The sequence below is a fragment of the Palleronia sp. genome (genome assembly GCF_042089775.1).
Taxonomy (GTDB): domain Bacteria; phylum Pseudomonadota; class Alphaproteobacteria; order Rhodobacterales; family Rhodobacteraceae; genus Palleronia.
Genome location: NZ_JBELKF010000059.1, coordinates 1 through 21,360, shown reverse-complemented (window position 1 = coordinate 21,360; position 21,360 = coordinate 1). Strand labels below are relative to the sequence as shown.

26 protein-coding genes and 1 pseudogene are annotated in these 21,360 nt (G+C 66.2%); 10 read left to right on the top strand and 17 right to left on the bottom strand.

Going from position 1 to position 21,360, the window contains the following annotated elements; all coding sequences use genetic code 11:
• From ACFDS3_RS13860 to ACFDS3_RS13840, 5 genes and pseudogenes are all read right to left on the bottom strand, one after another.
• Nucleotides 1–430 (bottom strand): annotated as a pseudogene (locus tag ACFDS3_RS13860) (NADH-quinone oxidoreductase subunit D); the annotation flags it as partial.
• Nucleotides 431–547: 117 nt separating this feature from the next.
• Nucleotides 548–748, bottom strand: a complete 201-nt coding sequence (locus tag ACFDS3_RS13855; protein WP_375262945.1) for a hypothetical protein — start codon at nt 746–748, stop codon at nt 548–550.
• Nucleotides 749–761: 13 nt separating this feature from the next.
• Complete coding sequence (locus ACFDS3_RS13850) at nt 762–1,373, bottom strand: NADH-quinone oxidoreductase subunit C (RefSeq protein ID WP_375262944.1); 612 nt, start codon at nt 1,371–1,373, stop codon at nt 762–764.
• Nucleotides 1,374–1,383: 10 nt separating this feature from the next.
• Nucleotides 1,384–1,932: a NuoB/complex I 20 kDa subunit family protein gene (locus ACFDS3_RS13845; RefSeq protein ID WP_375262943.1), complete on the bottom strand. Its 549-nt coding sequence runs from the start codon at nt 1,930–1,932 to the stop codon at nt 1,384–1,386.
• Nucleotides 1,933–2,136: 204 nt separating this feature from the next.
• Nucleotides 2,137–2,502 carry an NADH-quinone oxidoreductase subunit A gene (locus ACFDS3_RS13840; RefSeq protein ID WP_375262942.1) on the bottom strand — a complete coding sequence of 122 codons (366 nt, stop codon included), beginning with the start codon at nt 2,500–2,502 and terminating at the stop codon, nt 2,137–2,139.
• A gap of 188 nt (nt 2,503–2,690) precedes the next feature.
• On the opposite strand from ACFDS3_RS13840, the gene ACFDS3_RS13835 reads away from it, so the two are divergent.
• Nucleotides 2,691–2,819, top strand: coding sequence for a hypothetical protein (locus tag ACFDS3_RS13835; protein ID WP_375262941.1), 129 nt, complete (start codon nt 2,691–2,693; stop codon nt 2,817–2,819).
• Between the two features lie 9 nt (nt 2,820–2,828).
• Here the strand turns inward: ACFDS3_RS13835 and ACFDS3_RS13830 are convergent, their stop codons facing one another.
• The 9 genes from ACFDS3_RS13830 to dusB all read right to left on the bottom strand — a co-directional run bounded on the left by ACFDS3_RS13830 (nt 2,829) and on the right by dusB (nt 13,079).
• Nucleotides 2,829–3,494, bottom strand: a complete 666-nt coding sequence (locus tag ACFDS3_RS13830) for a glutathione S-transferase family protein (protein ID WP_375262940.1) — start codon at nt 3,492–3,494, stop codon at nt 2,829–2,831.
• A gap of 210 nt (nt 3,495–3,704) precedes the next feature.
• A complete protein-coding gene (locus ACFDS3_RS13825; RefSeq protein ID WP_375262939.1) occupies nt 3,705–4,235 on the bottom strand; it encodes an O-acetyl-ADP-ribose deacetylase in 531 nt (176 codons plus the stop codon).
• Nucleotides 4,236–4,251: 16 nt separating this feature from the next.
• Nucleotides 4,252–4,914, bottom strand: coding sequence for a hypothetical protein (locus tag ACFDS3_RS13820; protein WP_375262938.1), 663 nt, complete (start codon nt 4,912–4,914; stop codon nt 4,252–4,254).
• A 71-nt stretch (nt 4,915–4,985) separates the two neighbouring features.
• The gene (locus ACFDS3_RS13815; RefSeq protein WP_375262937.1) at nt 4,986–5,864 is read right to left on the bottom strand and encodes an alpha/beta fold hydrolase; all 879 of its coding nucleotides are present in this window, start codon (nt 5,862–5,864) and stop codon (nt 4,986–4,988) included.
• Nucleotides 5,865–5,871: 7 nt separating this feature from the next.
• Nucleotides 5,872–7,281 (bottom strand): sigma-54-dependent transcriptional regulator, encoded by a 1,410-nt coding sequence (locus tag ACFDS3_RS13810; protein WP_375262936.1) that lies wholly within the window; start codon nt 7,279–7,281, stop codon nt 5,872–5,874.
• A complete protein-coding gene (locus ACFDS3_RS13805; RefSeq protein WP_375262935.1) occupies nt 7,266–9,539 on the bottom strand; it encodes an ATP-binding protein in 2,274 nt (757 codons plus the stop codon). The genes ACFDS3_RS13810 and ACFDS3_RS13805 overlap by 16 nt, the downstream gene beginning before the upstream one ends.
• 104 nt (nt 9,540–9,643) lie before the next feature.
• Nucleotides 9,644–11,014: a response regulator gene (locus ACFDS3_RS13800; protein WP_375262934.1), complete on the bottom strand. Its 1,371-nt coding sequence runs from the start codon at nt 11,012–11,014 to the stop codon at nt 9,644–9,646.
• A gap of 9 nt (nt 11,015–11,023) precedes the next feature.
• Nucleotides 11,024–12,085 carry a nitrogen regulation protein NR(II) gene (locus ACFDS3_RS13795; protein ID WP_375262933.1) on the bottom strand — a complete coding sequence of 354 codons (1,062 nt, stop codon included), beginning with the start codon at nt 12,083–12,085 and terminating at the stop codon, nt 11,024–11,026.
• A 13-nt stretch (nt 12,086–12,098) separates the two neighbouring features.
• Nucleotides 12,099–13,079: a tRNA dihydrouridine synthase DusB gene (gene dusB / locus ACFDS3_RS13790; protein ID WP_375262932.1), complete on the bottom strand. Its 981-nt coding sequence runs from the start codon at nt 13,077–13,079 to the stop codon at nt 12,099–12,101.
• 180 nt (nt 13,080–13,259) lie between these two features.
• On the opposite strand from dusB, the gene ACFDS3_RS13785 reads away from it, so the two are divergent.
• The 3 genes from ACFDS3_RS13785 to ACFDS3_RS13775 are packed head-to-tail and all read left to right on the top strand — an operon-like array spanning nt 13,260 to nt 15,363.
• Nucleotides 13,260–14,411 carry a bifunctional 2-C-methyl-D-erythritol 4-phosphate cytidylyltransferase/2-C-methyl-D-erythritol 2,4-cyclodiphosphate synthase gene (locus ACFDS3_RS13785; protein ID WP_375262931.1) on the top strand — a complete coding sequence of 384 codons (1,152 nt, stop codon included), beginning with the start codon at nt 13,260–13,262 and terminating at the stop codon, nt 14,409–14,411.
• Entirely contained in the window at nt 14,408–14,899 is a 492-nt protein-coding gene (locus ACFDS3_RS13780; RefSeq protein ID WP_375262930.1) for a phosphatidylglycerophosphatase A, read from the top strand. Before ACFDS3_RS13785 ends, ACFDS3_RS13780 begins: the two co-directional genes overlap by 4 nt.
• Entirely contained in the window at nt 14,896–15,363 is a 468-nt protein-coding gene (locus ACFDS3_RS13775; RefSeq protein ID WP_375262929.1) for a CinA family protein, read from the top strand. The genes ACFDS3_RS13780 and ACFDS3_RS13775 overlap by 4 nt, the downstream gene beginning before the upstream one ends.
• Nucleotide 15,364: 1 nt before the next feature.
• Here the strand turns inward: ACFDS3_RS13775 and ACFDS3_RS13770 are convergent, their stop codons facing one another.
• The gene (locus tag ACFDS3_RS13770; protein WP_375262928.1) at nt 15,365–15,811 is read right to left on the bottom strand and encodes a type II toxin-antitoxin system RatA family toxin; all 447 of its coding nucleotides are present in this window, start codon (nt 15,809–15,811) and stop codon (nt 15,365–15,367) included.
• Between the two features lie 66 nt (nt 15,812–15,877).
• On the opposite strand from ACFDS3_RS13770, the gene hpt reads away from it, so the two are divergent.
• The 5 genes from hpt to ACFDS3_RS13745 all read left to right on the top strand — a co-directional run bounded on the left by hpt (nt 15,878) and on the right by ACFDS3_RS13745 (nt 19,379).
• Nucleotides 15,878–16,414, top strand: coding sequence for a hypoxanthine phosphoribosyltransferase (gene hpt / locus ACFDS3_RS13765; protein WP_375262927.1), 537 nt, complete (start codon nt 15,878–15,880; stop codon nt 16,412–16,414).
• 85 nt (nt 16,415–16,499) lie between these two features.
• Nucleotides 16,500–16,958: a c-type cytochrome gene (locus ACFDS3_RS13760; protein ID WP_375262926.1), complete on the top strand. Its 459-nt coding sequence runs from the start codon at nt 16,500–16,502 to the stop codon at nt 16,956–16,958.
• Nucleotides 16,958–17,863, top strand: a complete 906-nt coding sequence (locus ACFDS3_RS13755) for a c-type cytochrome (RefSeq protein ID WP_375262925.1) — start codon at nt 16,958–16,960, stop codon at nt 17,861–17,863. The genes ACFDS3_RS13760 and ACFDS3_RS13755 overlap by 1 nt, the downstream gene beginning before the upstream one ends.
• A complete protein-coding gene (locus ACFDS3_RS13750; protein WP_375262924.1) occupies nt 17,860–18,036 on the top strand; it encodes a hypothetical protein in 177 nt (58 codons plus the stop codon). The genes ACFDS3_RS13755 and ACFDS3_RS13750 overlap by 4 nt, the downstream gene beginning before the upstream one ends.
• A gap of 173 nt (nt 18,037–18,209) precedes the next feature.
• On the top strand, nt 18,210–19,379 hold the full coding sequence (locus tag ACFDS3_RS13745) for a type III PLP-dependent enzyme (protein ID WP_375262923.1): 1,170 nt from the start codon (nt 18,210–18,212) through the stop codon (nt 19,377–19,379).
• Nucleotides 19,380–19,421: 42 nt separating this feature from the next.
• Here the strand turns inward: ACFDS3_RS13745 and ACFDS3_RS13740 are convergent, their stop codons facing one another.
• Nucleotides 19,422–20,489, bottom strand: coding sequence for an FAD-dependent oxidoreductase (locus ACFDS3_RS13740; protein WP_375262922.1), 1,068 nt, complete (start codon nt 20,487–20,489; stop codon nt 19,422–19,424).
• A gap of 54 nt (nt 20,490–20,543) precedes the next feature.
• Entirely contained in the window at nt 20,544–20,966 is a 423-nt protein-coding gene (gene dksA, locus ACFDS3_RS13735) for an RNA polymerase-binding protein DksA (RefSeq protein WP_375262921.1), read from the bottom strand.
• Nucleotides 20,967–21,153: 187 nt separating this feature from the next.
• Between dksA and ACFDS3_RS13730 the strand changes: the two genes are divergently transcribed.
• Nucleotides 21,154–21,360: AAA family ATPase (locus ACFDS3_RS13730; protein WP_375262920.1), on the top strand; the 207-nt coding region annotated here is incomplete at its 3' end.

The window sequence follows — 21,360 nt, the reverse complement described above, 5'->3', positions numbered from 1 at the left end:
CAAAGCCCCAGAGCGGCGGCGTCAGTGCGCCCACGTCCATGGCCTGAGTCGTGACGTTCAACAGGTGGTTCAAGATACGGCCGATCTCGCTATAGAGCACGCGGATCAGCGAGGCGCGGCGCGGCACCTCTGTCTGCGTCAGCTTCTCGATAGCGAGGCACCAGGCGTGCTCCTGGTTCATCGTGCCCACGTAGTCGAGCCGGTCAAAATAGGGCAGGTTCTGAAGGTAGGTCCGGCTTTCCATCAGCTTCTCGGTCCCGCGATGCAGCAGGCCGATATGCGGGTCCACGCGCTCGACAATCTCTCCGTCCAGCTCGAGAACCAGGCGAAGCACGCCGTGTGCCGCCGGGTGCTGAGGTCCGAAATTGATGTTGAAGTTGCGGATTTTCTGCTCGCCCGTCTGGGCGTCGTCGAACTGGGTTCCGTCCATCATCTCAGACCTTCGTAAGGTTTTCAGCCACCATATGGGGGGCGCGCCCTGTACATGGGGCTACAACGTCGTATTTCGGCGCCCGGAAGTCCAGCCGGGCCATCCGGGCATCGCGTATCACGAGCGGTCGGAGAACGACTCGCGGAAGGCGAGAACCCAGAGCAGGATCAGCGCCCCGACCGGCAGGATCGCCAGCAACGACACCCATTTCGAAATGCCGTAGCTGGGCAGAATTCGCCAGAACGGCACCACAAGAAGAATGGCCAGGAACAGGAAACCCGTCAGCATATTGCCCATTGCCATCGAGCCCATCATCATCCCAGCCCCCCTCTCAAGTGTCTTGCTTCGACTTCTCGTCACCCGGCAGCATGTAGTCCGCACCTTCCCACGGGCTCATGAAGTCGAACTGACGGTACTCCTGCACCAGGTCGACCGGCTCGTACACCACGCGCTTGGCGGTCTCGTCGTAGCGGACCTCGACATAGCCCGAGGTGGGGAAGTCCTTGCGCAACGGATGGCCGTGGAAGCCGTAGTCCGTCAGGATGCGGCGCAGGTCGGGATGGCCGGTGAACATGATACCGAACATGTCGAACACCTCGCGCTCGAACCAGTCGGCGCACTGGTGGACCCCGGTGATCGAGGCGGCCATCTCGTCCTCCCGGATCTGCGTCTTGAGGCGGATCCGATGGTTCTGCCACATCGACAGGAAGTGATAGACCAGATCGAACCGCGCCTCGCGGGCCGGATGATCGACCGCGGTGATATCGACGAGTGTGGTGAAACGGCAGGTCTTGTCGGTCTTGAGAAACTCGACCAGCGACCGCACGGAGGCGAGCGTGACGTCCACCGTCAGCTCTCCATTCGTCACGTGGTAGCCAAGAACGCAATCGGGGCGGGCGTTCTTGACGTGCTCGCCCAGTTCGCGAAGGGCCGTTTCGGGCATGTTTCCCTCCTCAGCGGGTGATGGTGCCGGTGCGGCGGATCTTCCGCTGCAGTTGCAGGATGCCGTAGAGCAGCGCCTCGGCCGTCGGCGGGCACCCGGGCACGTAGAGGTCAACCGGCACCACGCGATCACAGCCACGCACGACCGAGTAGCTGTAGTGATAGTAGCCGCCGCCATTGGCGCAGGAGCCCATAGAGATCACGTAGCGCGGCTCGGGCATCTGGTCGTAGACCTTGCGCAGCGCGGGCGCCATCTTGTTGGTGAGGGTTCCGGCCACGATCATCACGTCGGACTGGCGCGGAGAGGCGCGGGGCGCGATGCCGAACCGCTCGGCGTCGTAGCGCGGCATCGAGGTATGCATCATCTCGACGGCGCAGCAGGCAAGGCCGAACGTCATCCAGTGCAAGCTGCCGGTCCGCGCCCAGTTGATGAGGTCATCCGCGGTGGTCAGCAGGAAGCCCTTGTCGGTCAGCTCGCGATTCAGCACCTGGGTGGCGTGCTCGCGGTCGGGCCCTGCGGTCATGGCGGCTTTGGGGGTCGCGCCGGGGGTCACAGACATCTGTTCATCCTCTCACGGAAATCGCGGGTCGGCGTGCGGCACGCCCTTGCTCCGCTTTTGCCACATGCACGTATAAGCGCAGGCCCTCGACGTCAACGCACCCACCGGCACGATCGCCCCGGCTTTGACTTGTCGCGCCTGGTCACGGCCTTGTGCCCACAGGCAGGACGGGACGACGCATCGCCCCGCGGTTCGCGGTCGGCGTCACTCCCAGTCGAGCGCGCCCTTCTTCCATTCATAGGCAAACCCGATCGTCAGGACGCCGAGGAACGCCATCATTGACCAGAAGGCGGCGTCCGTCATGGTCGCGAAGGTCGTGGCCCATGGAAACAGGAACGCGACCTCGAGGTCGAAGATGATGAAGAGGATCGAGACGAGGTAAAATCTTACGTCGAACTTCATCCGGGCATCGTCGAACGCGTTGAAGCCGGATTCATAGGCCGAGACCTTTTCCGCGTCGGGATGCCGCACGGCCAGGACAGCCGCAGCAAGGATCAGCACCAGGCCAAGCGCGATGGCCACTCCCAGAAGCATGATGATCGGAAGGTATTCCCTGAGCATCGGGTCCATGGCGGTCCGGCCTCCTTACGTCGTTCCCGCGGCAGATACTCTCCGCCACGTGCGGGGTCAACGCCCCCGGCCCGCGGCAGGCGATCCCGCTGCCCCGGAATCGAACCGATCGCTCCACAATTCGCGCCCAATTGTGAAGACACGGTCAATGGCCGACAAAAGCCCCCGCCCATGAATAGCCATAGACGATGTATCAGAAACCATCCTTCCTCAGCCGCCTGCGTCACTTCATCAGCACGGATGTGGGGTACTTCTCGCTCGAGATTGCCCTGTGGGTGCCGCTCGCCGGAATTGCGATCGTTCTGGCGCTTGCCTGAGCCACGCGCTCACTCCCAAGGGGGATAGAAGTCTTGCGCATAAAGAAGCTCCGCCCCCGGCGGTGGTAGAGCATCGCGGAACGACTCGCGCTCGGTGATCCGCTCGTACCAGCGGGCCGTCTCCGGGAAATCGTCGAGCGTTGCGAAATGTTGCGCCATGTACACGGCCTGACCGACAGAGATGTCGGCGGCCGAAAAACCGCTCGTCAGAAGGTAATCGCGGTTCTCGACGGGCGTCGAAAGGCGACCCTCGATTGCGGCGTAGCATTTACGCAACCGGGCCGCCTCAATCCGCATGATCAGGGGCGAGCGCATTTCATCTTCGTATAGCACCACATGCTGCTGGGTCAGTGCCGCCGCATGCTGCGTCACCGTTTCGGCAAAGTGCAGCCAGACTAGGAAGTCCGGTCGGTCGATGTCCCCCGGCGGCCGGCCCAAGCCCCTCTCGGGAAACCGCTCGCACAGGATTTCGGAAATCGCCCCAGTCTCGAAGTAGACGTCGCCATCCAGCTCAAGCGCCGGCACACGCCCGGCGGGGCTAAGCGACAGATACTCGGGCTCGCGCAACGATCGGTCGAAGGCATGGACCCGCAGGCTGTAGTTCAGGCCCAGCTCGTTCAAGAGCCAGAGCGTCCGCATCGACCGGGTCTGGTGGCAGTGGTGAAGAACGATCATGTCGTCTCGCTTTTGTCTTGCTCGCGCAGATAGCCCTCTAGCTCGAGCGGGGGCAACTCGCGCCTTGCGCCTGCTGCGCCACGGCAGGCGGCTCGGCCTGGCAGTGTCCGGAGGCGCGACGTCCTTCCGTCGGACGGGACAGCGCCACGAACGCGCGCAGGTCTAGGGCGATATTCGGCGACGTGCCACCCCTGATCGCCGCGGGCAGGCTCAGCCCCGCTTCGTGAAGCCGGAGTTCGTTTCGGTCCACCCGGCATCGCGGAGCGCCTCGCGGTGGTGATGCGCCGACTGCTGGGAAAAACAGCAGAAGGTCGCGTCCAGACCGCTCGCATGCTCTTCGATCGTGGTTACCGCCACGTGTGCCGCTTCGGCTGCGGGGTAGCCGTAGACCCCGGTCGAGATCGCGGGAAACGCGATGCTCTTGCACCCGAGGTCCCGCGCGACCTGCAACGAGCGCCGGTAACACGACGCAAGCGCCTCCGGCTCATGCCGGTCGCCGCCATGCCACACGGGCCCGACCGTGTGAATGACGTAATCGGCAGGCAAGGCATAGCCGCCTGTCGCCTTCGCATCGCCGGTCTCGCACCCACCAAGCCTGCGACACTCCTCAAGCAGCTTTGGCCCCGCTGCGCGATGGATGGCGCCATCGACCCCGCCTCCGCCCAGAAGCGAGCGGTTGGCGGCGTTGACGATGGCATCCACCGTCAGGGTCGTGACGTCGGCCACGAGTACGTGGACCATGTTCTCCTCCTGCGTCTCAGTCACCGGGATCCGGTGCACCGTCGTTGCTGTCCACGCTCGTATCCAGTTCAGCCGGGTCATCATTTCCGTCGGATGACGTGGTATTGCCCGAGGCTTCGCCGGAAGATGTCGAGGATGCGTCGGCCTCCGCCGCCTCTGCGGACGGCGCTGCGTCCGACGTCGCGGTTTCAGACGATGCCGCGTCCGACGACGTTGTGTCGGGACGCGGCTCGGGCGCGATGCTTTCCCGCGGCGGCTCGGCCGATGCTGCGCTGTCGGGCATGTCAGGCGGCGGAGGAGGCGCGTCCGGCGCAACCGGCCCGGCCTGCGCCTCTGTTCCAAACACACGCTGGGCGAAGCCACGGACGGCCTCGATTACCGGTTGATCGGGATTCTCGTGGCAGCGCACGGCAATTCCGGCCACCACGTCCAAGCTGTCGTCGGGAGACAACGTCGAACCCTCGCCCAGCTCGTCTCCTGCATCCAGTCGTCCTGCCATGTAGCCCAAGGCCCAGTCCCCCGCCTGCCCCAGATACGGCGCGTTCTCTGGACCGATGATGGCAGCACAAGCCAACCGGCCGACGCCACCCACCGGCGGTTCGGCCTCCGCGTCCGGGGTCCCCGCATCCTGGCCGAAGGCAGGAAGGGCCACGAGGCTAAGGATCAGGGCGTATCGCATATCGGTTCTCCGTTACGTCATGTGGCGGTCCGGGCGAGACCTCTTACAGGACACTACGAGGCTGGCCGATGTTACGTTCCCGCGTCGATGGGATCGGTGCGGCGCGGAGCGCTGCTCAAAAAGCTGCTCAGGGCCTGCTGGAACAGCTCCGGGCGTTCGCGCATCGGCCAGTGGCCGGTAGGCAGCGCGAGGTAGCGGCAATCTGGAATGCGGGCGCGGGCGCGCTTGAGGTGGACGGCGGGGACCAGCCGATCGAACCGCCCTGCGAGCAGCAGCGTCGGCGCCATAATTCGATGCAACTCTTGCGTTAGGTCGGACTTCAGGCCGCTCCGCGTCATCTCGGCCGCGAGGAACGCGTCGAAGCTGCGCCGCTGCGCTTGCTGTCGGGCCGTCGCGCGCAGTTCGGCCACCGCGTTGCGGCTGACCCGGCGCGGATCGCCGTAGCTCAGCGAAAGGCCCAGCCGCGCGGCGCGCGGGCTCGCCGCAGCGACCCGGTACGCCAGTGGCAATGCTCCGGCACGCCAGGCAGCCCAAGCGAGGCGGTGATGTGGCGCGCGCGCCATCAGGCCGTAGGGGCAGACGCCGATCAGATGGTTCACCCGCTCGGGCGCGTGGATCGCGATCCACAGCGCCATGCCGCCGCCCATGCTGACCCCGCCGAGATCGGCACTCCCAACCCCGACCGCATCGAGAAAGTGCACCGCCCACTCTCCCAGTCCCGGCAGATCCGGCCGACCATCCAGGGCTGCGCTGTCGCCGTACCCCGGCAGGTCGGGGACGATCACCCGGTGTCGCCCCCGCATCGCGGCGACCGTCAGGCGCCAGGTCAGCTCGGCGTGATCGAACCCTGCGCCATGCAGCAGGACAAGCGGCGGCGCGTCGCGCGGCCCCTCGTCCACATAAGCGACAGGGCGTCCCGCAACCTCCGTCCGACGATCGGCAAAGGGCACCGGCAGCTCAGCTCGCCGCCGGTTCGTCCAGCCGCGCAACGCGCGCGCCCTGCTTTGCCGAGGTCACGACACCGAGGCTCTTGAGCTTGCGGTGCAACGCCGAGCGCTCCATCCCGACGAAGTTCGCCGTGCGGCTGATATTGCCGCCGAAGCGGTTGATCTGGGTCAGCAGGTACTCTCGCTCGAAGAGTTCGCGCGCCTCGCGCAGGGGCAGCGTGGCAAGCGAGCCCGACAGCACCACCCGACCCTGCTCTTCCGGCGGCTGCGCCTCGGGCCCAGGCAGTTCGGCGGCGGCGATCTCACCCTGTTCAGCGTCACCCAGGATCAGCACGCGCTCCATCATGTTCTTCAGCTGGCGGACGTTACCCGGCCAGATCATCGTCTGGAGCATCGCGGATGCCTCGCCCGAAAGGCTGCGCAGCGGCAGGCCCTGCTGACGGTTGAACAGGCGCAGGAAGAATTCGGCGAGTTCGGGAATGTCCTCGCGCCGGTCGTCCAGCGACGGCACCTCGATCGGAACCACAGCGAGGCGGTGATAGAGCTCGGACCGGAACTTGCCCTCGTCGCAGAGCGCCTGCAGGTCGCGGTTGGTCGAGGAAACGAAACGGATGTCCACGCGGATCTTGTCGGAGCCACCCACGCGGGTGAAGGCCTGGTCGACCAGCACGCGCAGGATCTTTGATTGGGTCCCGAGCGGCATGTCCGCGACCTCGTCGAAGAACAGCACGCCGCCATCCGCCTGCTCCAGCAGGCCCGGCTCGATCCCGCGATCACCCTCGCGCCCGAACAGGGTCTCTTCCATCCGCTCGGGCTCGATCGCCGCTGCGCCGACGGTGACGAAGGCACAATCCGTGCGCCCTGAGTTGGCGTGAATATAGCGCGCGGCAAGCTCCTTGCCCGACCCCGCTGGACCCGTGAGCATCACGCGACCGTTCGACTTGGTGACCTTGTCGAGTGACGACTTCAGCGACCGGAACGCCGGCGACGACCCCACCAGCTCGGGCGGCTCGGCGTCGCGGCGGCGCAGTTCCACGTTCTCGCGGCGCAGGCGGGATGTTTCCATCGCGCGGCCGATCACCACCATCAGTTGGTCGATGTTGAACGGCTTTTCGATGTAATCGTAGGCGCCTTGCTTGATGGCCGCGACCGCGATCTCGATATTGCCGTGCCCCGAGATGATGATGACCGGCATCCCCGGGTAATCGCGCTTGGCGATCTTCAGGATATCGATCCCGTCCATGTCGGAATCCTTGAGCCAGATGTCGAGGATCATCAGCGAGGGAGGCTCTTTTTCGACCTCAGCCATGCACTCTGCCGAGTTCGACGCCTTGCGGCAGGTATAGCCCTCGTCCTCGAGAATATCCGCGACGAGTTCGCGAATGTCGCGCTCGTCGTCCACGATCAGGATGTCGCCCATGAGTAGTCCGCCTCCTTTTTATATGTCGCCTCCGCCGGCGCGTCTGCCGCCGGCAGCCTTATTTCTGCCCTCGCGCCACGGTGCGCGCCGGGGGTGAACGGATCGGCATCGGTCAGGACAAGCGTGCCGCCGTGTTCCTCGATGATCTTCTTGACGATAGGCAGACCAAGACCCGTCCCCTCGTCGCGGGTGGTTACGTATGGCTCGAACAGGCGGGCGCGGTCCTCGGGCAGGCCGATGCCGTTATCTTCGATCGTCACGAGGATCTCCCCGTCCTCAGCCTTCATCGCCACGCGGACCTCGGGCCGGTAGCCTTCCGGTGAGCCCTTCTTGATGAGGCTCTCTGTCGCCTCGCCAGCGTTCTTGATGAGGTTCGTCATCGCCTGGCCGATCATCGTGTCGTCGACCTCGGTCGTGACCGGCCGGGAGGGCAGATCGGTGCGGATCTTCACGCCCTCCTGCCCCGCCTGCTGCAGCAGCACGGCGGACTCCACGATCTTGGTCATGTCGTGGAAGCGGCGGTCCGGCTCGGGCATCCGGGCGAACTGGCTGAATTCGTTGACGATCCTGCGCAACCCCTCGGCCTGGCGCACGATCACCTCGGTCATCTGCTCGAGCTTCTCGGGCTCGGAGACCTCGCGACTGAACTTGCGCTTGATGCGTCCGGCGGACAGCTGGATCGGCGTCAACGGGTTCTTGATCTCGTGCGCGATGCGGCGGGCGACGTCGCCCCAGGCAGCCATACGCTGCGCCGCGACAAGGTCCGAAACGTCATCGAAGGCCACCACGAACCCTTCCAGCGCGCCATCCTCGGCCCGGCGGGTCGACATGCGCACCAGCAGCGATTCCAGCACACCCCGGCGCGAGACCTTCACCTCGGCCTGCACGCTCTCGTCGCGGCCTTCGGCGATGCGCTCGAACAGCGGGCCGAATTCGGGCACCGCAACGGTCAGATGCGCCGCCTGCCCCGCCTCTTCGGCAAGCACCAGCAGCCGCTCGGCCGAGCGGTTGACGAAGGTCACACGCCCCTCGGGGTCGAGACCGACCACCCCGGCCGTGACCGAGGACAGCACGCTGTCGAACAGCCGGCGGCGGCGGTCGATCTGGTCAGCCGTCTCGAGCAGCGTGTCGCGCTGCGCCTTCAACTGGCGGGTCATCTGGTTGAACAGACGGCCCAGCATCGAAATCTCGTCGTCGCCGTCATCCTCCTGGACCTGCACGTCGAGATCCCCTGCGCCAACGCGCTCGGCCGCGCCGGCCAACCGACCGACGGGACGAGCAAGCCGTTCAGCGAACCAAAGGCCCAGCCAGATCGCGGCGAGGATCAGGATGACGGCAAAGCCGATGTAAAGCAGGCCGAATTCGAACAGCAGCCGCCCCCGGTCCGCCTCGAGTTGGTTGTACAGCCGCACCGAGTCCTGCGTGTCGTCGAGCAGTGCCAAAAGTTCGCCATCCACGTCGCGCGAGACATAGAGGTAGCGATCTTCGATCCCCTGGAGCGCGACGAGGGCACGGAATTCGTTGATGTCCCAGTCCTCGATCACTACCGTCTCGCCATTTGCGGCGGCGTCGATGGCGCCCTCGGGCGGGGTCTCATAGTCGAAAAGGTACGAGCCTTCGCCGCGGGCGCGGATCTCGGCCGTGCTGTCGATGACATAGGCTTCGCTCAGGCCGCGCTGGATCTGCGCCTGTCCCTGCCCCAGAAGCTGCCGAAGTTCGCCGTCGGACAGCTGAATGCGGCCCAGCTGCGCCGCCGCGAGATAGCGGGCGAGCGCATCGGCATCGGTGGCTAAGCTTTCGCGCTGCTCGTCCTCGTACGCCTCGGCCGCGGCAAGGGACGCGCCAACCACCGACCGGATACGATCGGAAAACCACCCTTCGAGGCCGAAATTGATGGTCAGCGCGGCAAAGATCGCGACGGTCACGGTGGGCACCAGCGCGATCAGCGCAAAGACCCCGGTCAGCCGCATGTGCAGCCGCGAGCCCGCCGACTGCGCCCGCCGCGCGGCGATCATCCGCATGAGGGTCATCAGCACCAGCGTCGCGAGCGCCAGCACGTAAACGAGGTCAGCCAGCAGGATCAGCCGCAGCAACATCCCTGCTTCGCCGGCATCAAAGGGCCCAAGCACCAGATAGGTGATGAACGCCAGCACAGGCCCGAGCGCGACCATCCCGATCGTCGCTGCGTTCTGCAACCTTTTGCGCCGGCGCAACCGCACCAACCGGTTCCAGCCAAGCATCCCGGCAGGATGCGCCATGGACGACTCCCGAAACTCAGGCACACGAGTGTGCCGTTACCGCTCATGCGTGGCTTCATTATGAGCGGGGTCTTTGCCCCATCGGCCACGCTATTGTTGCAGCTTTACATCAACTTTCGGCGCCGTGTCACGCTAATATCGAGGTCGGTGATCTTCTTTCTCAACGTATTGCGGTTGATTCCCAACAAGTCCGCACACTTGGCCTGATTGCCCCCCGTCGCGTCGAGCGCGATCTCGATCAGGGGAGCTTCGACCTCGCGCAGGATGCGCTGGTAGAGGCCCGGGGGCGGCAGAACGCCGCCATGCAGGTCGAAATAGCGCCGCAAATGCCGCGCGACCGAGCCCTGCAGGCGGTCTCCGTCGCCGCCGCCCTTCAGGGGCTCCATCGCCGGCTGGTTGCCCAGGACCGCCTCGGCCTCGTCACGGCCGATCTCTCCCTCTCCGCCGGTCAGGGTCAGGCGGCGCACGGTGTTCTCGAGTTGGCGCACGTTGCCGGGCCAGGAGTAGCGGCGGATCAGCCCCATCGCCTCGTCCGAAAACAGCCGCCGCGGCAGGCCGTCCCGCTCGGCCTTCAGCAGGAAATGCTCGGCCAGCAGCGGGATATCCTCGACGCGTTCGCGAAGGGAAGGAACGGTCAGCGTCACGCCGGCGAGGCGGTAGTAGAGGTCCTGCCGAAAATGGCCGGCCTCCATCCGCTGGCCCAGATCGCCCTGCGTCGTGGCCATCACCCGCGGCGCGCCGTCGCCCAGCGCGTCGAGCATCCGAACGATCCTGACCTGCGCCTCGAAGTCCAGATCGCCAACCTCGTCGAACAGGATCGTGCCGCCCCGCGCCTTCGCAAGCACCGTCGAGGGGCCGTCATACGAGGTGAAGTCAGCGACACCTGCGACCACGAACGGCATCGACCGCCGATCCGAAAAATCGTGGACGGCGCGGGCGACAAGGCTCTTGCCCGTCCCGCTTTCGCCGCTGATCAGGACAGGCAGGTCGGTGTTCATCACCCGCGCGACCAGGCGGTAGAGCTCCTGCATCGCGGGCGTCCGCCCCACCAGCGGCAGATCGCCCCCGGCGCCGGGGCTTTCGGGTCGTGACGCGGCGGGCTGGGATCGGCGCGGAGAGTCCAGTGCCTTGGCCGCTCGCTTCATCAGGTCCGGCAGGTCGAACGGCTTGGGAAGGTAGTCGAACGCCTCCTTCTCGGCGGCCTTGATGGCGGTGGTGATCGTGTTCTGCGCCGAGATCACGATGACCGGCAGCCCGGGCCGGCGCTGGGTGATCTCCGGCAACGCGTCAAGCCCGTTGCCGTCCGGCATGACCACGTCCGAGATCACCAGATCGCCCTTCCCCTCATCGACCCACCGCATCAGCGTCACCATGGACGAGGTCGCGTGGACCTTGCAGCCCGCGCGTGTCAGCGCCTGGGTCAGAACGGTGCGGATGGTGCGGTCGTCGTCGGCGACAAGAACGGTACCGTCCATGGTCACTCCTCAGGTTTCGGGGGCAAGGGGAAGCGACACGCGGAAGGCGGTCCGTCCGGGACGGCTTTCCACGGCGATAAGACCGTCGTGATCGCTGATGATCTTCGAAACGAGGGCAAGGCCAAGGCCGGTGCCGTTCTCCTTGCCCGACACGAACGGGTCGAAGATCGACTCCATCAGGTCGGGCGGCATGCCGGGGCCGTCATCGATCACCTCGACCTGGAGCGGAACGGCGGCCGTCTCACCATCCCCCAGCCGCACGCGCAACCCGTGGTCGTAGAAGGTGCGCACCGTGATCGTGCCTCCTTCTGGCCCCGCAGCTTCGGCCGCGTTCTTTAGGATGTTGAGGAAGACCTGGTGCATCTGGTCCTGATCGACCAGCGCAGGTGGCAACGAGGGGTCGTACTCTTCCTTCAGCCGCATATGCGCGGCGAACCCGAGAGCGGCGCTCTTGCGGGTGCGGTCGAGCAGGTCGTGCAGGTTCACCGCACGCCGCTCGGGCGGGCGGAGGTTGCCGAATTGCTCGACCTGGTCGATCAGCGCGACGATCCGGCGGCATTCTCCGACGATCAGGTCCGTCAGCTCGCGGTCGGCGCTGTCGAGGCTCATGGACAAGAGCTGCGCCGCTCCGGTGATTCCGGCGAGCGGGTTCTTGATCTCGTGCCCCAGCATCTCGGCCATGCCGATGGCCGAGCGGGCGGAAGATCGTGCCTGCTTGGCCTTTTGCAGTCGCCCGGCGATCTGCCGCGGCGTCATCAGCAGCAGAACGTGGTCGCCCGCCCCGACCAGCGGAGCCACCTGAATGTCGCAGGTCTCGGGCGGGCGGTTGCCCGACCCGACCTCGACCGTGTTGACGTAAAGCGGCGAACCGTTCGTCCGCACCCGCCCGAAGGCCTCGTCGAGCGGCGCGTCGATGAAGATCCGGTCGAAGACAGGTTCGCCCTGCAGAGACTTGGCCGAGCTCATCAGGAAATCCTCGGCCGCGGCGTTCACCTCGACGATGCGATCCTGGGCGTCGAGCAGCAGCGCCGGCAGCGGAAGGGACGCCCAGAGCGGGCCGTCAACGGTCATTGCGCGTTCCCCATCATGCCGCTGCCCTTCCATGGCCAAGCGCTTCGGGCAGCAGCGCCGCGACCGCTTCCGGGCCTTCGGCGGTCAGGATGTCACGGCGCAGCGGAGTCTCCGGTGCCAACGCGTCGAGGTACCAGCCCAGGTGCTTGCGCACGACCTTCGTGCCCAGCTTGCGGCCGTAGAAGACGCACGAAGCCTCGACATGGCCGGCGACCAAATCCGTGATCTCGGCCGGTCCGGGAACGTCCGGCGCAGGCGTGCCGCCAAGCTCGGCTGCGATTTCTGCGAGAAGCCAAGGGCGCCCCTGCACGCCGCGGCCGATCATCACGCCATCCGCACCCGAGGCGTCGAGGGCCGCGCGAGCATCCGCGGCAGAGCGAATGTCGCCATTGGCAACGACCGGGATCGACACGGCCCGCTTCACCGTGCCGATGGCCTCCCAGTCTGCGCGGCCGGTGTAGAACTGGCAGCGCGTCCGGCCGTGCACGACGATCATGCGCACGCCAGCCGCCTCGGCACGCGCGGCGATCTCGGCCGCGTTCAGCTGTCCGTCGTCCCAGCCAAGTCGCATCTTCAGGGTCACAGGAACATCCACCGCCCCGGCCACCGCTTCGATCAGGGACAGGGCATGGTCCGGGTCGCGCATCAACGCCGATCCCGACAGCCCGTTCACCACCTTCTTGGCGGGGCAGCCCATGTTGATGTCGACGATCCGTGCACCGGCACCGACGACGCGCCGCGCCGCCTCGACCATCCACGGCGCCTCGCGCCCGGCGATCTGGACACTGGTCCGCTCGCGGTCCAACCCCAGCGTCGCACGCTCCCGTACACCCGGCTTTCCCTGCACCATCTCCTGGCTCGCAACCATTTCGCTCACGACCAGGCCGGCGCCGAATCGACAGACGAGGTCACGGAACGGCAGGTCGGTAATGCCCGCCATCGGAGCCAGAAACACTGGCGGATCAAGGGCGAGCGCGGCGAAAGGCGAGGTCACGGGGATATCGATGCCTAATCTATGAGCGTTTGCCCATTCGCTTATCGCCACCACCGAATTAAGGCAAATCGCCATCCGTGCCGGACATGCGAAAAACACGATCTGCCCAAAAGTCGGGCAACAATTGCCTTATCCGAAAGGTAAACGCTTCGAATGCACGGTAAACGTGAAGGGATCGTGATGCCTTTTGTGACCACGACAGCCGCCGTCCTTGTCGCTGCGGGACGCGGAACCCGCGCTGGCGGGGGCCTCCCGAAGCAATGGCGGACGCTGGGCGGACGCACCGTCGCCGCCCATTCGATCGAGGCGTTTCGCGCGCATCCAAGGGTCGACCGGGTCGTTCTGGTGCTGCATCCGGACGATATGGGCCTTGCACCCGGCTGGCAGATGCTGCCCGACATGGATGTAGTCGCCGGGGGCGACACGCGCGGCGAGTCCGTTCGCGCCGGCCTTGCCGCACTGGCCGAAACGGCACCTGACCAGGTGCTGATTCACGATGTTGCGCGCCCGCTGGTGACGTCCGACCTGATCGACCGCGTGATCGGTGCGCTGGCGGACACGCAGGGCGCGGCCCCTGCCCTGCCGGTGGTCGACGCGCTCTGGGTGGGCGAGGATGGTCGCGTGGCCGGCACCCAGGACCGCACCGGCCTGTGGCGCGCGCAGACGCCGCAGGGCTTCCACTATGGTGCGATCCGCGACGCCCACGCCTCAGCAGACGCGGATGCGCCGGACGATGTTGCCGTCGCCCGCGCGGCCGGGCTGGACGTTTCCATCGTCGAAGGCGATGAAAGGAACCTGAAGATCACCGGGCCCGCCGATTTCGAGCGGGCCGAACATCTGCTGCGAGGTCCCATGGATATCCGCGTCGGCAACGGCTTCGACGTCCACGCTTTCATCGAGGGCGACCGCGTGATTCTATGCGGGATCGAAATTCCGCACGATCGCGCGCTTTCTGGCCATTCCGACGCCGATGTCGGAATGCATGCCGTCACGGACGCGATATACGGCGCGCTTGCTGCAGGCGATATCGGGCGGCACTTCCCGCCCTCGGACCCGCAGTGGAAGGGTGCCGAAAGCCACATCTTCCTGTCCCATGCGCGCGACCTGGCGGCGCAGCACGGCTTCAAGCTGGGGAATGCGGACCTGACGCTGATCTGCGAGGCGCCAAAGATCGGACCTCATGCCGATGAGATGTCCGAGCGTCTGGCCGAGATTCTGGGCGCGCACCCCTCGCGCATCTCGGTCAAGGCGACTACCTCCGAGAAATTGGGCTTTCCCGGCCGGCAAGAGGGGATCGCCGCCATCGCAACAGTGTCGTTAGTCCCCGCATGAGCCAGATCATCGCCACCTTCTTCTACACGGGCCTCCTGAAACCCGGCCCGGGCACCTGGGGATCGCTCGCCGCGTTGCCCGCATTCTTCGCCCTGCACGTCCTCGGCGGGCCGTGGCTCTGCGTGTTCGGGATCGTGATGGTCTACGTGGTGGGGTATTGGGCGACGGCGCGGGAGACCGCCCGCACCGGCGACGAGGACCCGGGCTGGATCGTGATCGACGAGGTGGCGGGACAGTGGGTCGCGCTGCTGCCGCTGACCTTCGGCGCGGCGAGCGTCGGCGTCGGGATCGGCGCGCTCTGGCCCGGCTGGATCGCCGGCTTCGCGTTATTCCGTCTGTTCGACATCTGGAAACCCGGCCCTGTCGGCGTGGTCGACCGGCGCGGGGACGTGACGGGCGTAATGCTGGACGACATCGTCGCCGGCGCGATGGCGGCGGTCTGCCTGATGCTCCTCGCCGCAATCGCCCACGGGGTGATCCTGCTGTGACACTGGTTGAGTCGGTCCTTGCGGCCGCCAAGGCCCGCGGGGCGACGCTCGTCACCGCAGAAAGCTGTACCGCCGGCATGATCGCCGCCGCCCTGACCGGACCCGCTGGCGCTTCAGCAGTGTTCGACAGCGGCTTCGTCACCTACTCCAATGCCGCAAAGGTGCGGATGCTGGGCGTTGCGGACGACACTCTCGCCCGCGATGGTGCGGTGTCCGAAGCGGTCGCGCACGAGATGGCCGAAGGAGCTCGGATGCGCTCGGGCGCCACGCACGCTATCTCGGTGACCGGCATCGCAGGGCCCGGCGGGTCAGAGCACAAGCCAGAGGGGCGGGTCTGCTTCGGCCTCTCCACCGCCCAAGGCACCCGGACGGAAACGGTTGAATTCGGACCCCTCGGGCGCGCCGCGGTGCGTGCGGCCACGCGCGATCACGCCTTGCGCCTTCTGGCGGACGCACTCGCCTGATTCAGCCGTAGCGGTTGGCAGCCTCGCGTTCGAAGGCGCGCACGATCCGCTGCATCGCGTCATTGAAGAACATCTGCGCCGCCGATCCCAGAATACGGCTCTTGAACTCGAAATCCACGTCGAAGAAGACCTCGCACCCGCCGCCCTCGGCGTCGCGGAACCGCCAGGTCGCGTTCATGTGTCGGAACGGACCCTTCAGGTACTCGGTGTCGATCCGCATGTCGTCGTGGTCCTTGGTGACACGACTGCCGAACCGCTCGCGGAACACCTTGAACGAGATGACCAGGTCGGCCTCGAGCACTTCGCCCGTGTCCGTCTCGCGGCGCGAGGTGAGCCTTGCGGCCGAGATCCAGGGGATGAATTTCGGATAAGTTTCCACATCGCCCACCAGATCGTACATCTGCTGAGCCGAGTAGGGCAGCTTGCGGGTTTCGTGATGCTTCGGCATATCTCTCCGGGGTCGGCTTCATCGAGGATTTCGACCGATCCGACCATTAAATCAAGGGCGGCGGACATGAAGCGACCGAATTACCACGTCGAAGAGATGATTTCGGCGAAATCCATCGCCGCCCGAATCGAGGCTCTGGCCCGCGAGATCGAACGGCACTTCGCCGGCACCGAGCAACTGGTGGTCGTCGGCCTTCTGCGAGGGTCCTTCGTGTTCATCGCCGATCTGGTGCGCGAGCTGAAGCTGCCGGTCGAGGTCGATTTCCTCGAGGCGTCCTCGTACGGCGACTCGATGGAGAGTTCGCGCGAGGTTCGCATCCTGAAGGACCTGCGCGGCGAGATTGCGGGGCGGGACGTTCTGGTCGTCGAGGACATCGTGGATACGGGCTTCACCCTGCACCACGTTCTGGGCCTCTTGCGCCAGCGCGGGCCCGCGCGGCTCGAAACGATTGCGCTTCTCGACAAGCCGACGCGGCGCGAGGTCGACGTCAAGGCGACCTGGACCGGGTTCGAGATCCCCGACGAGTTCGTCGTCGGCTACGGCATCGACTATGCGCAGCGCGACCGGAACCTGCCTCATATTGGGAAAGTGGTGATGGAGTGACGCCCTGACCGTCACGTGACTATGACGGCGGCGCGATAGATGCTGTGGTGGACTCGTCCGATCAACGCCAACAGGGAATACGCCGATGAAAAGACTGCTATCAACATCCGTGGTCCTCGGAACCGTCGCCACCGTCGCTCTTGCCCAGTCGAACGTCCCACAGGAGGTCCGCGCCCGGCAGGGCCTCATGCAGAACTTCGCATTCTCGCTCTCGACCCTTGGGAACATGGCCCGGGGCAACATCGAGTATGACGCCGGGCTCGCGCAGGCCGCGGCCGACCGCCTCGTCACGTTGTCCAGCATCCATCAGAATGGCTACTGGCCCGATGGCACATCGGCGGAAGAGATCGAGGCGTCGAGGGCCCTGCCCGCGATCTGGGAAAGCAAGGACGACTTCATGTCCGGCTTCGACGACCTGCACCAAGCTGCGACGGCCATGGCTGAAGTTGCCGGCGATGGCCAGCAGGCCGTGGGTGGGCAGATGCGGAGCCTCGGGCAAGCCTGCGGCGGGTGCCATGAAGATTACCGGATCTCGGACGACTGATGCGTCCCACGCTGCTTTTTCTCGCCGCGCTCGTCGCGGCGGGGGCCGTCGTCGCCTGGTTCGTCACAGCGCCCAACCCATTGCCCGCGGCCGAGGTCGAGGGGCTGGAGGGCGATGCCGAAAGGGGTGCCGCGCTCTTTACCCAGGCCGGCTGTGCCTCGTGCCACGTGGCGTCCGGCGTTTCAGAGGGCGACGGTGCGCCGGTCCTCGCCGGCGGCATGGCGTTTGAGACGCGATACGGCACCTTCCACGCACCGAACATCTCGCCCTCATCCCAAGGCATCGGCGACTGGTCCGATACCGATCTGGTGAATGCCATCGCCCGCGGGATCTCCCCTTCGGGCAGTCACTACTACCCCGCCCTGCCCTACACCTCTTACGAGAATGCCGAGTTGCAGGATCTTGTGGACATCGTCGCGCATCTCAGGACCCTGCCCGAGTCCGACGCGGCCTCGCTGCCCCACGACCTGTCCTTCCCCTTCAACATCCGCCGCACGCTCGGCGGATGGAAGATGCTCTACGCGAACCGCGGCTGGGTGATGGACGAACCGGCCTCGGCCGAGGTCGAGCGCGGCCGCTATCTGGTCGAAGCGTTGTTCCATTGCGGCCAGTGCCACACCCCGCGCACGGCGCTCGGCGGGATGGACCGCGACCGGTGGCTGCAGGGTGCGCCGAATCCCGACGGCCAGGGCCGGATCCCCGGCATCACCCCCGGCCAGATAGGCTGGTCCGACGCCGACCTCGCCGCTTATCTCAAGACCGGGCTGACGCCGGACTTCGACAGCGCCGGCGGGCAGATGGCCGCCGTGGTCAGGCATCTGAACACCCTGCCCGGCGAGGACATCGCCGCGATCGTCGCGTATCTCCGCGCCGTTCCCGCAGCCGAGGAAACGGGCACGGAATGAACTACCGCTGGCTTCTTCGGGCTAAACGATGGGCGCAGAACCCGCCCTCGGGGGGCCAGGTAAAGTTCGTCCTCGCCATCCTTGCAGCCTGTGCGGCGCTGTACCTCGTGGACCTCGTCTGGGGCTGGCCGGAATGGCTCACCCCGGACCGCCCCGGCCGAGGCCCGCGGTGATCGCAGATTAATTTGCGGCGGCCTCGAAAACTTCTTGAAATGATGCGCGACCCCGGCCATATGCCGCGACAGACGCCAACGCACGCGCCTCTGGTCGCCGGACCCGATCCGCTTCATGTAGCGACGGTAACGTCTCCCGTAAAACAGGGCAACAGGCCCAGCTCTTATTGGAGATGACCATGAGTGCTTCCGCAACCGACGCCGTCGGAATCTTTTCTGCACCCTCGCTCGAGGCCTATGTGGCCGGGCGTGATTTCGATCGTCCCACGCTGGTCATCGACACCGGCATCGTCGCGCAGAACTACCGCGCGCTGAAGGCCGGCCTGGGCAACGCCCACATCCACTACGCGGTCAAAGCCAACCCGCATCCCGCGGTGATCTCGGCCTTGATCGCCGAAGGTTCGGGTTTCGACGCCGCCTCGCGCGGCGAGATCGAGCTTTGCCTGGGCCAGGGCGCCCGCCCCGAGAACATCAGCTTCGGCAACACGATCAAGAAGCCTCGCGACATCGCCTTCGCCTACCGCGCCGGCATCGCGCGCTTCGCCGCCGACGCCGAGGAAGAGCTCGACAAGATTGCCGAAAACGCCCCCGGCGCCCGGGTCTACATTCGCGTGATCGTCGAGGCTTCGGGCGCCGACTGGCCCCTGACCCGCAAGTTCGGCTGCTCGCCCGAGCGTGTCGAGACGCTACTGGACCACGCCGTGTCGCTGGGCCTCCACCCCGAGGGACTGTCGTTCCATGTTGGCAGCCAGACCCGCTTTGCCGCGATGTGGTCCGACACGCTGGCGCAGGTCGCCCGTGTCTGGCACGCCGCCCGCGACGCGGGTCACGACCTGACGCTGCTGAACATCGGCGGCGGCTTTCCCGCCTTCTATGGCGAGGCCGTCGACGGCCCCACCGAGTATGCGGCCGACGTCATGTCCCGCGTGCGCGCCCTCTTCGGCGACGTGCCCCGCGTGATGGCAGAGCCGGGCCGCGGCATGGTGGCGGATGCGGGGATGATTGCGGCCGAGGTCGTGCTCGTCTCGCGCAAGTCCGACACCGACCTGCACCGCTGGGTCTACCTCGACATCGGCCGCTTCTCGGGTCTGGCCGAGACCGAGGGCGAGGCGATCCGCTACCAGATCCAGACCTGGCGCGACGGCGAAGAAACCGGTCCCTGCATCCTCGCCGGCCCGTCCTGCGATAGCGTCGACGTTCTCTACGAAAAGCGTCCGGTTCAGCTCCCGCTGGGTCTGCGCTCGGGCGACAGGGTGCTGATCCGCAACTGCGGCGCCTACACCTCGACCTACTCGAGCGTGGGCTTCAACGGCTTCCCGCCGCTGAACGTGATGGCGATCTGAGAAATCTCGAAGGGCGCGACCGCTGGTTGCGCCCTTCTTGCTTCAGGCCGTGACGTCGTAATCGTAGAGCCAGCGAAAGCGTGACGGCAGCGCGGTCGGTGCGACCATTCCGACAGCCCTCAGCCCGCCATGCGCAACAAAGCGGGGCAAGCCGCGCAGGTGGTAATTCCGGGCATTCACATTGGCCGCGGAGATGGCACGCGTTACCCGAGGCTTTCGCGCCGCTTCCCAAGCGGGAAGGTCATCTGCGTCTAGAGCCTCTGCAAGCGTCCACGCATCTTCGAGCGCCAGGTTTGCGCCCTGCGCCAGGAACGGCAACGTCGGATGCGCGGCGTCCCCGATGATCGCGCAGCGCCCGTCCTGCCAGCGTTCGGCGACCGGGTGACGGAACAATCCCCAGAGCGCACAGCTTTCGACGCGATCCAGCTCGTCCCGTGCGTCGGGAAATCCAGAGAACGCACCGCGGAACCGATCCGGATCGCCGGCGGTGTGCCAACCTTCTTCGGCCCATTCGTTGCGCTCTTCGACGCCAACGAGATTCACGCGCCCGCCACCAAGAGGGTACCGGACAAGGTGTCGCCCCGGACCCATGTCGACCCGCGCTAGATCGGGGCGGTTGCCCTCGACCGTCGCGCGCCATGCCACCTGCCCTGTGAAGAAAGGGCGATCCGTGCCGTTCAGGGCAGTGCGCACGACCGAGTGCAGGCCATCGGCCCCCACGACGAGTCCTTCGGACGGCAGCGCATTGATCGCTTGGCCCAAGCAAATCTCGACGCCCGTCGCGTGCGCAGCGTCGGCCAGAACCTCGATCAGGGCGGGTCGTGCGATCAGGCGGAATGGCCCGTCGAGCGGCATCCGCACCACCTCGGCCCCCGTCAGCCCGTCGGCGAGAACCACGGCGTGGCTGGGGCGCGAGACGCGGTCGATCTCAGGGCCCAATCCAAGGGAAGATAAAACGCTATAGCCATTCGGGCTGATCTGCAGGCCGGCGCCGATCTCGCGCAGCGCCTCAGCGCGTTCCAGCACGCGCACATCGCGTCCACGGTTTCGCAGGGCAAGCGCGGCAGAAAGGCCAGCGATCCCGGCGCCGATGACGGTCACGGGCTCCATCGGACCCCTCCTTCGCGGAACGGGTGCGCGGTCCAGCCGCCCACCCCGCGCGGTTCACTCTTCGCGGTGAACCTTCTCGCGGCGTTCGTGACGCTCCTGCGCCTCAAGGCTCAGCGTCGCGATCGGACGCGCGTCCAGCCGCTTGAGAGAGATCGGCTCGCCCGTCACCTCGCAATAGCCGTATTCGCCCTCGTCGATCCGACGCAGCGCGGCGTCGATCTTGGCGACCAGCTTGCGCTGCCTGTCTCGGGTGCGCAGTTCCAGCGCGCGATCGGTTTCCTCGCTGGCGCGGTCGGCCATGTCGGGAATGTTACGCGTGCCGTCCTGCAGGCCTTCAATGGTCGTGCGGCTCTCACCCAGGAGTTCGCTGCGCCAATCCAGAAGCTTCCGACGGAAATACTCGACCTGCCGTTCGTTCATGAAAGGCTCGTCTTCGGCGGGACGGTAGTCGTCCGGCAGAAAGGTTTCGACCTTCATATACCCTACTCCCTTTACCCGTGGACCAGTTGATCCGTCGCCGGCTGGCCTCTGGCGCCGATCTATCGGAAGGGCCATGCCTTGTCACGTGACAAGTGGCCCCAAGGGCACCTTGCCGCGCAGCCGCGCTTGCATCGCCCGCGGGTGCCGCATACCCCTCGGCGCAACCCAGACGGAGACGCGCATCATGCAGTTCAGCTCGACCGACAGCTATGTCGCCACCGCCGATCTGGAGATCGCGGTGAATGCGGCGATCACGCTGCAACGACCGCTTCTGGTGAAGGGCGAGCCCGGCACCGGCAAGACCGAGCTGGCGCGTCAGGTCAGCGGCTCGCTGGGACTGCCGATGATCGAATGGCACGTGAAATCGACCACCCGCGCGCAACAGATCGGA

Excerpts from the sequence above, each read along its gene's own strand:
- ACFDS3_RS13855 (WP_375262945.1), bottom strand. The coding sequence starts at position 748 with ATGATGATGGGCTCGATGGCAATGGGCAATATGCTGACGGGTTTCCTG.
- ACFDS3_RS13850 (WP_375262944.1), bottom strand. The coding sequence starts at position 1,373 with ATGCCCGAAACGGCCCTTCGCGAACTGGGCGAGCACGTCAAGAACGCC.
- ACFDS3_RS13845 (WP_375262943.1), bottom strand. The coding sequence starts at position 1,932 with ATGTCTGTGACCCCCGGCGCGACCCCCAAAGCCGCCATGACCGCAGGG.
- ACFDS3_RS13840 (WP_375262942.1), bottom strand. The coding sequence starts at position 2,502 with ATGGACCCGATGCTCAGGGAATACCTTCCGATCATCATGCTTCTGGGA.
- ACFDS3_RS13835 (WP_375262941.1), top strand. The coding sequence starts at position 2,691 with ATGTATCAGAAACCATCCTTCCTCAGCCGCCTGCGTCACTTCATCAGC.
- ACFDS3_RS13830 (WP_375262940.1), bottom strand. The coding sequence starts at position 3,494 with ATGATCGTTCTTCACCACTGCCACCAGACCCGGTCGATGCGGACGCTC.
- ACFDS3_RS13825 (WP_375262939.1), bottom strand. The coding sequence starts at position 4,235 with ATGGTCCACGTACTCGTGGCCGACGTCACGACCCTGACGGTGGATGCC.
- ACFDS3_RS13820 (WP_375262938.1), bottom strand. The coding sequence starts at position 4,914 with ATGCGATACGCCCTGATCCTTAGCCTCGTGGCCCTTCCTGCCTTCGGC.
- ACFDS3_RS13810 (WP_375262936.1), bottom strand. The coding sequence starts at position 7,281 with ATGGGCGACATCCTGATCGTGGACGACGAGCGCGACATTCGCGAACTC.
- ACFDS3_RS13805 (WP_375262935.1), bottom strand. The coding sequence starts at position 9,539 with ATGGCGCATCCTGCCGGGATGCTTGGCTGGAACCGGTTGGTGCGGTTG.
- ACFDS3_RS13800 (WP_375262934.1), bottom strand. The coding sequence starts at position 11,014 with ATGGACGGTACCGTTCTTGTCGCCGACGACGACCGCACCATCCGCACC.
- ACFDS3_RS13795 (WP_375262933.1), bottom strand. The coding sequence starts at position 12,085 with ATGACCGTTGACGGCCCGCTCTGGGCGTCCCTTCCGCTGCCGGCGCTG.
- ACFDS3_RS13785 (WP_375262931.1), top strand. The coding sequence starts at position 13,260 with ATGCCTTTTGTGACCACGACAGCCGCCGTCCTTGTCGCTGCGGGACGC.
- ACFDS3_RS13780 (WP_375262930.1), top strand. The coding sequence starts at position 14,408 with ATGAGCCAGATCATCGCCACCTTCTTCTACACGGGCCTCCTGAAACCC.
- ACFDS3_RS13770 (WP_375262928.1), bottom strand. The coding sequence starts at position 15,811 with ATGCCGAAGCATCACGAAACCCGCAAGCTGCCCTACTCGGCTCAGCAG.
- hpt (WP_375262927.1), top strand. The coding sequence starts at position 15,878 with ATGAAGCGACCGAATTACCACGTCGAAGAGATGATTTCGGCGAAATCC.
- ACFDS3_RS13760 (WP_375262926.1), top strand. The coding sequence starts at position 16,500 with ATGAAAAGACTGCTATCAACATCCGTGGTCCTCGGAACCGTCGCCACC.
- ACFDS3_RS13755 (WP_375262925.1), top strand. The coding sequence starts at position 16,958 with ATGCGTCCCACGCTGCTTTTTCTCGCCGCGCTCGTCGCGGCGGGGGCC.
- ACFDS3_RS13750 (WP_375262924.1), top strand. The coding sequence starts at position 17,860 with ATGAACTACCGCTGGCTTCTTCGGGCTAAACGATGGGCGCAGAACCCG.
- ACFDS3_RS13745 (WP_375262923.1), top strand. The coding sequence starts at position 18,210 with ATGACCATGAGTGCTTCCGCAACCGACGCCGTCGGAATCTTTTCTGCA.
- ACFDS3_RS13740 (WP_375262922.1), bottom strand. The coding sequence starts at position 20,489 with ATGGAGCCCGTGACCGTCATCGGCGCCGGGATCGCTGGCCTTTCTGCC.
- dksA (WP_375262921.1), bottom strand. The coding sequence starts at position 20,966 with ATGAAGGTCGAAACCTTTCTGCCGGACGACTACCGTCCCGCCGAAGAC.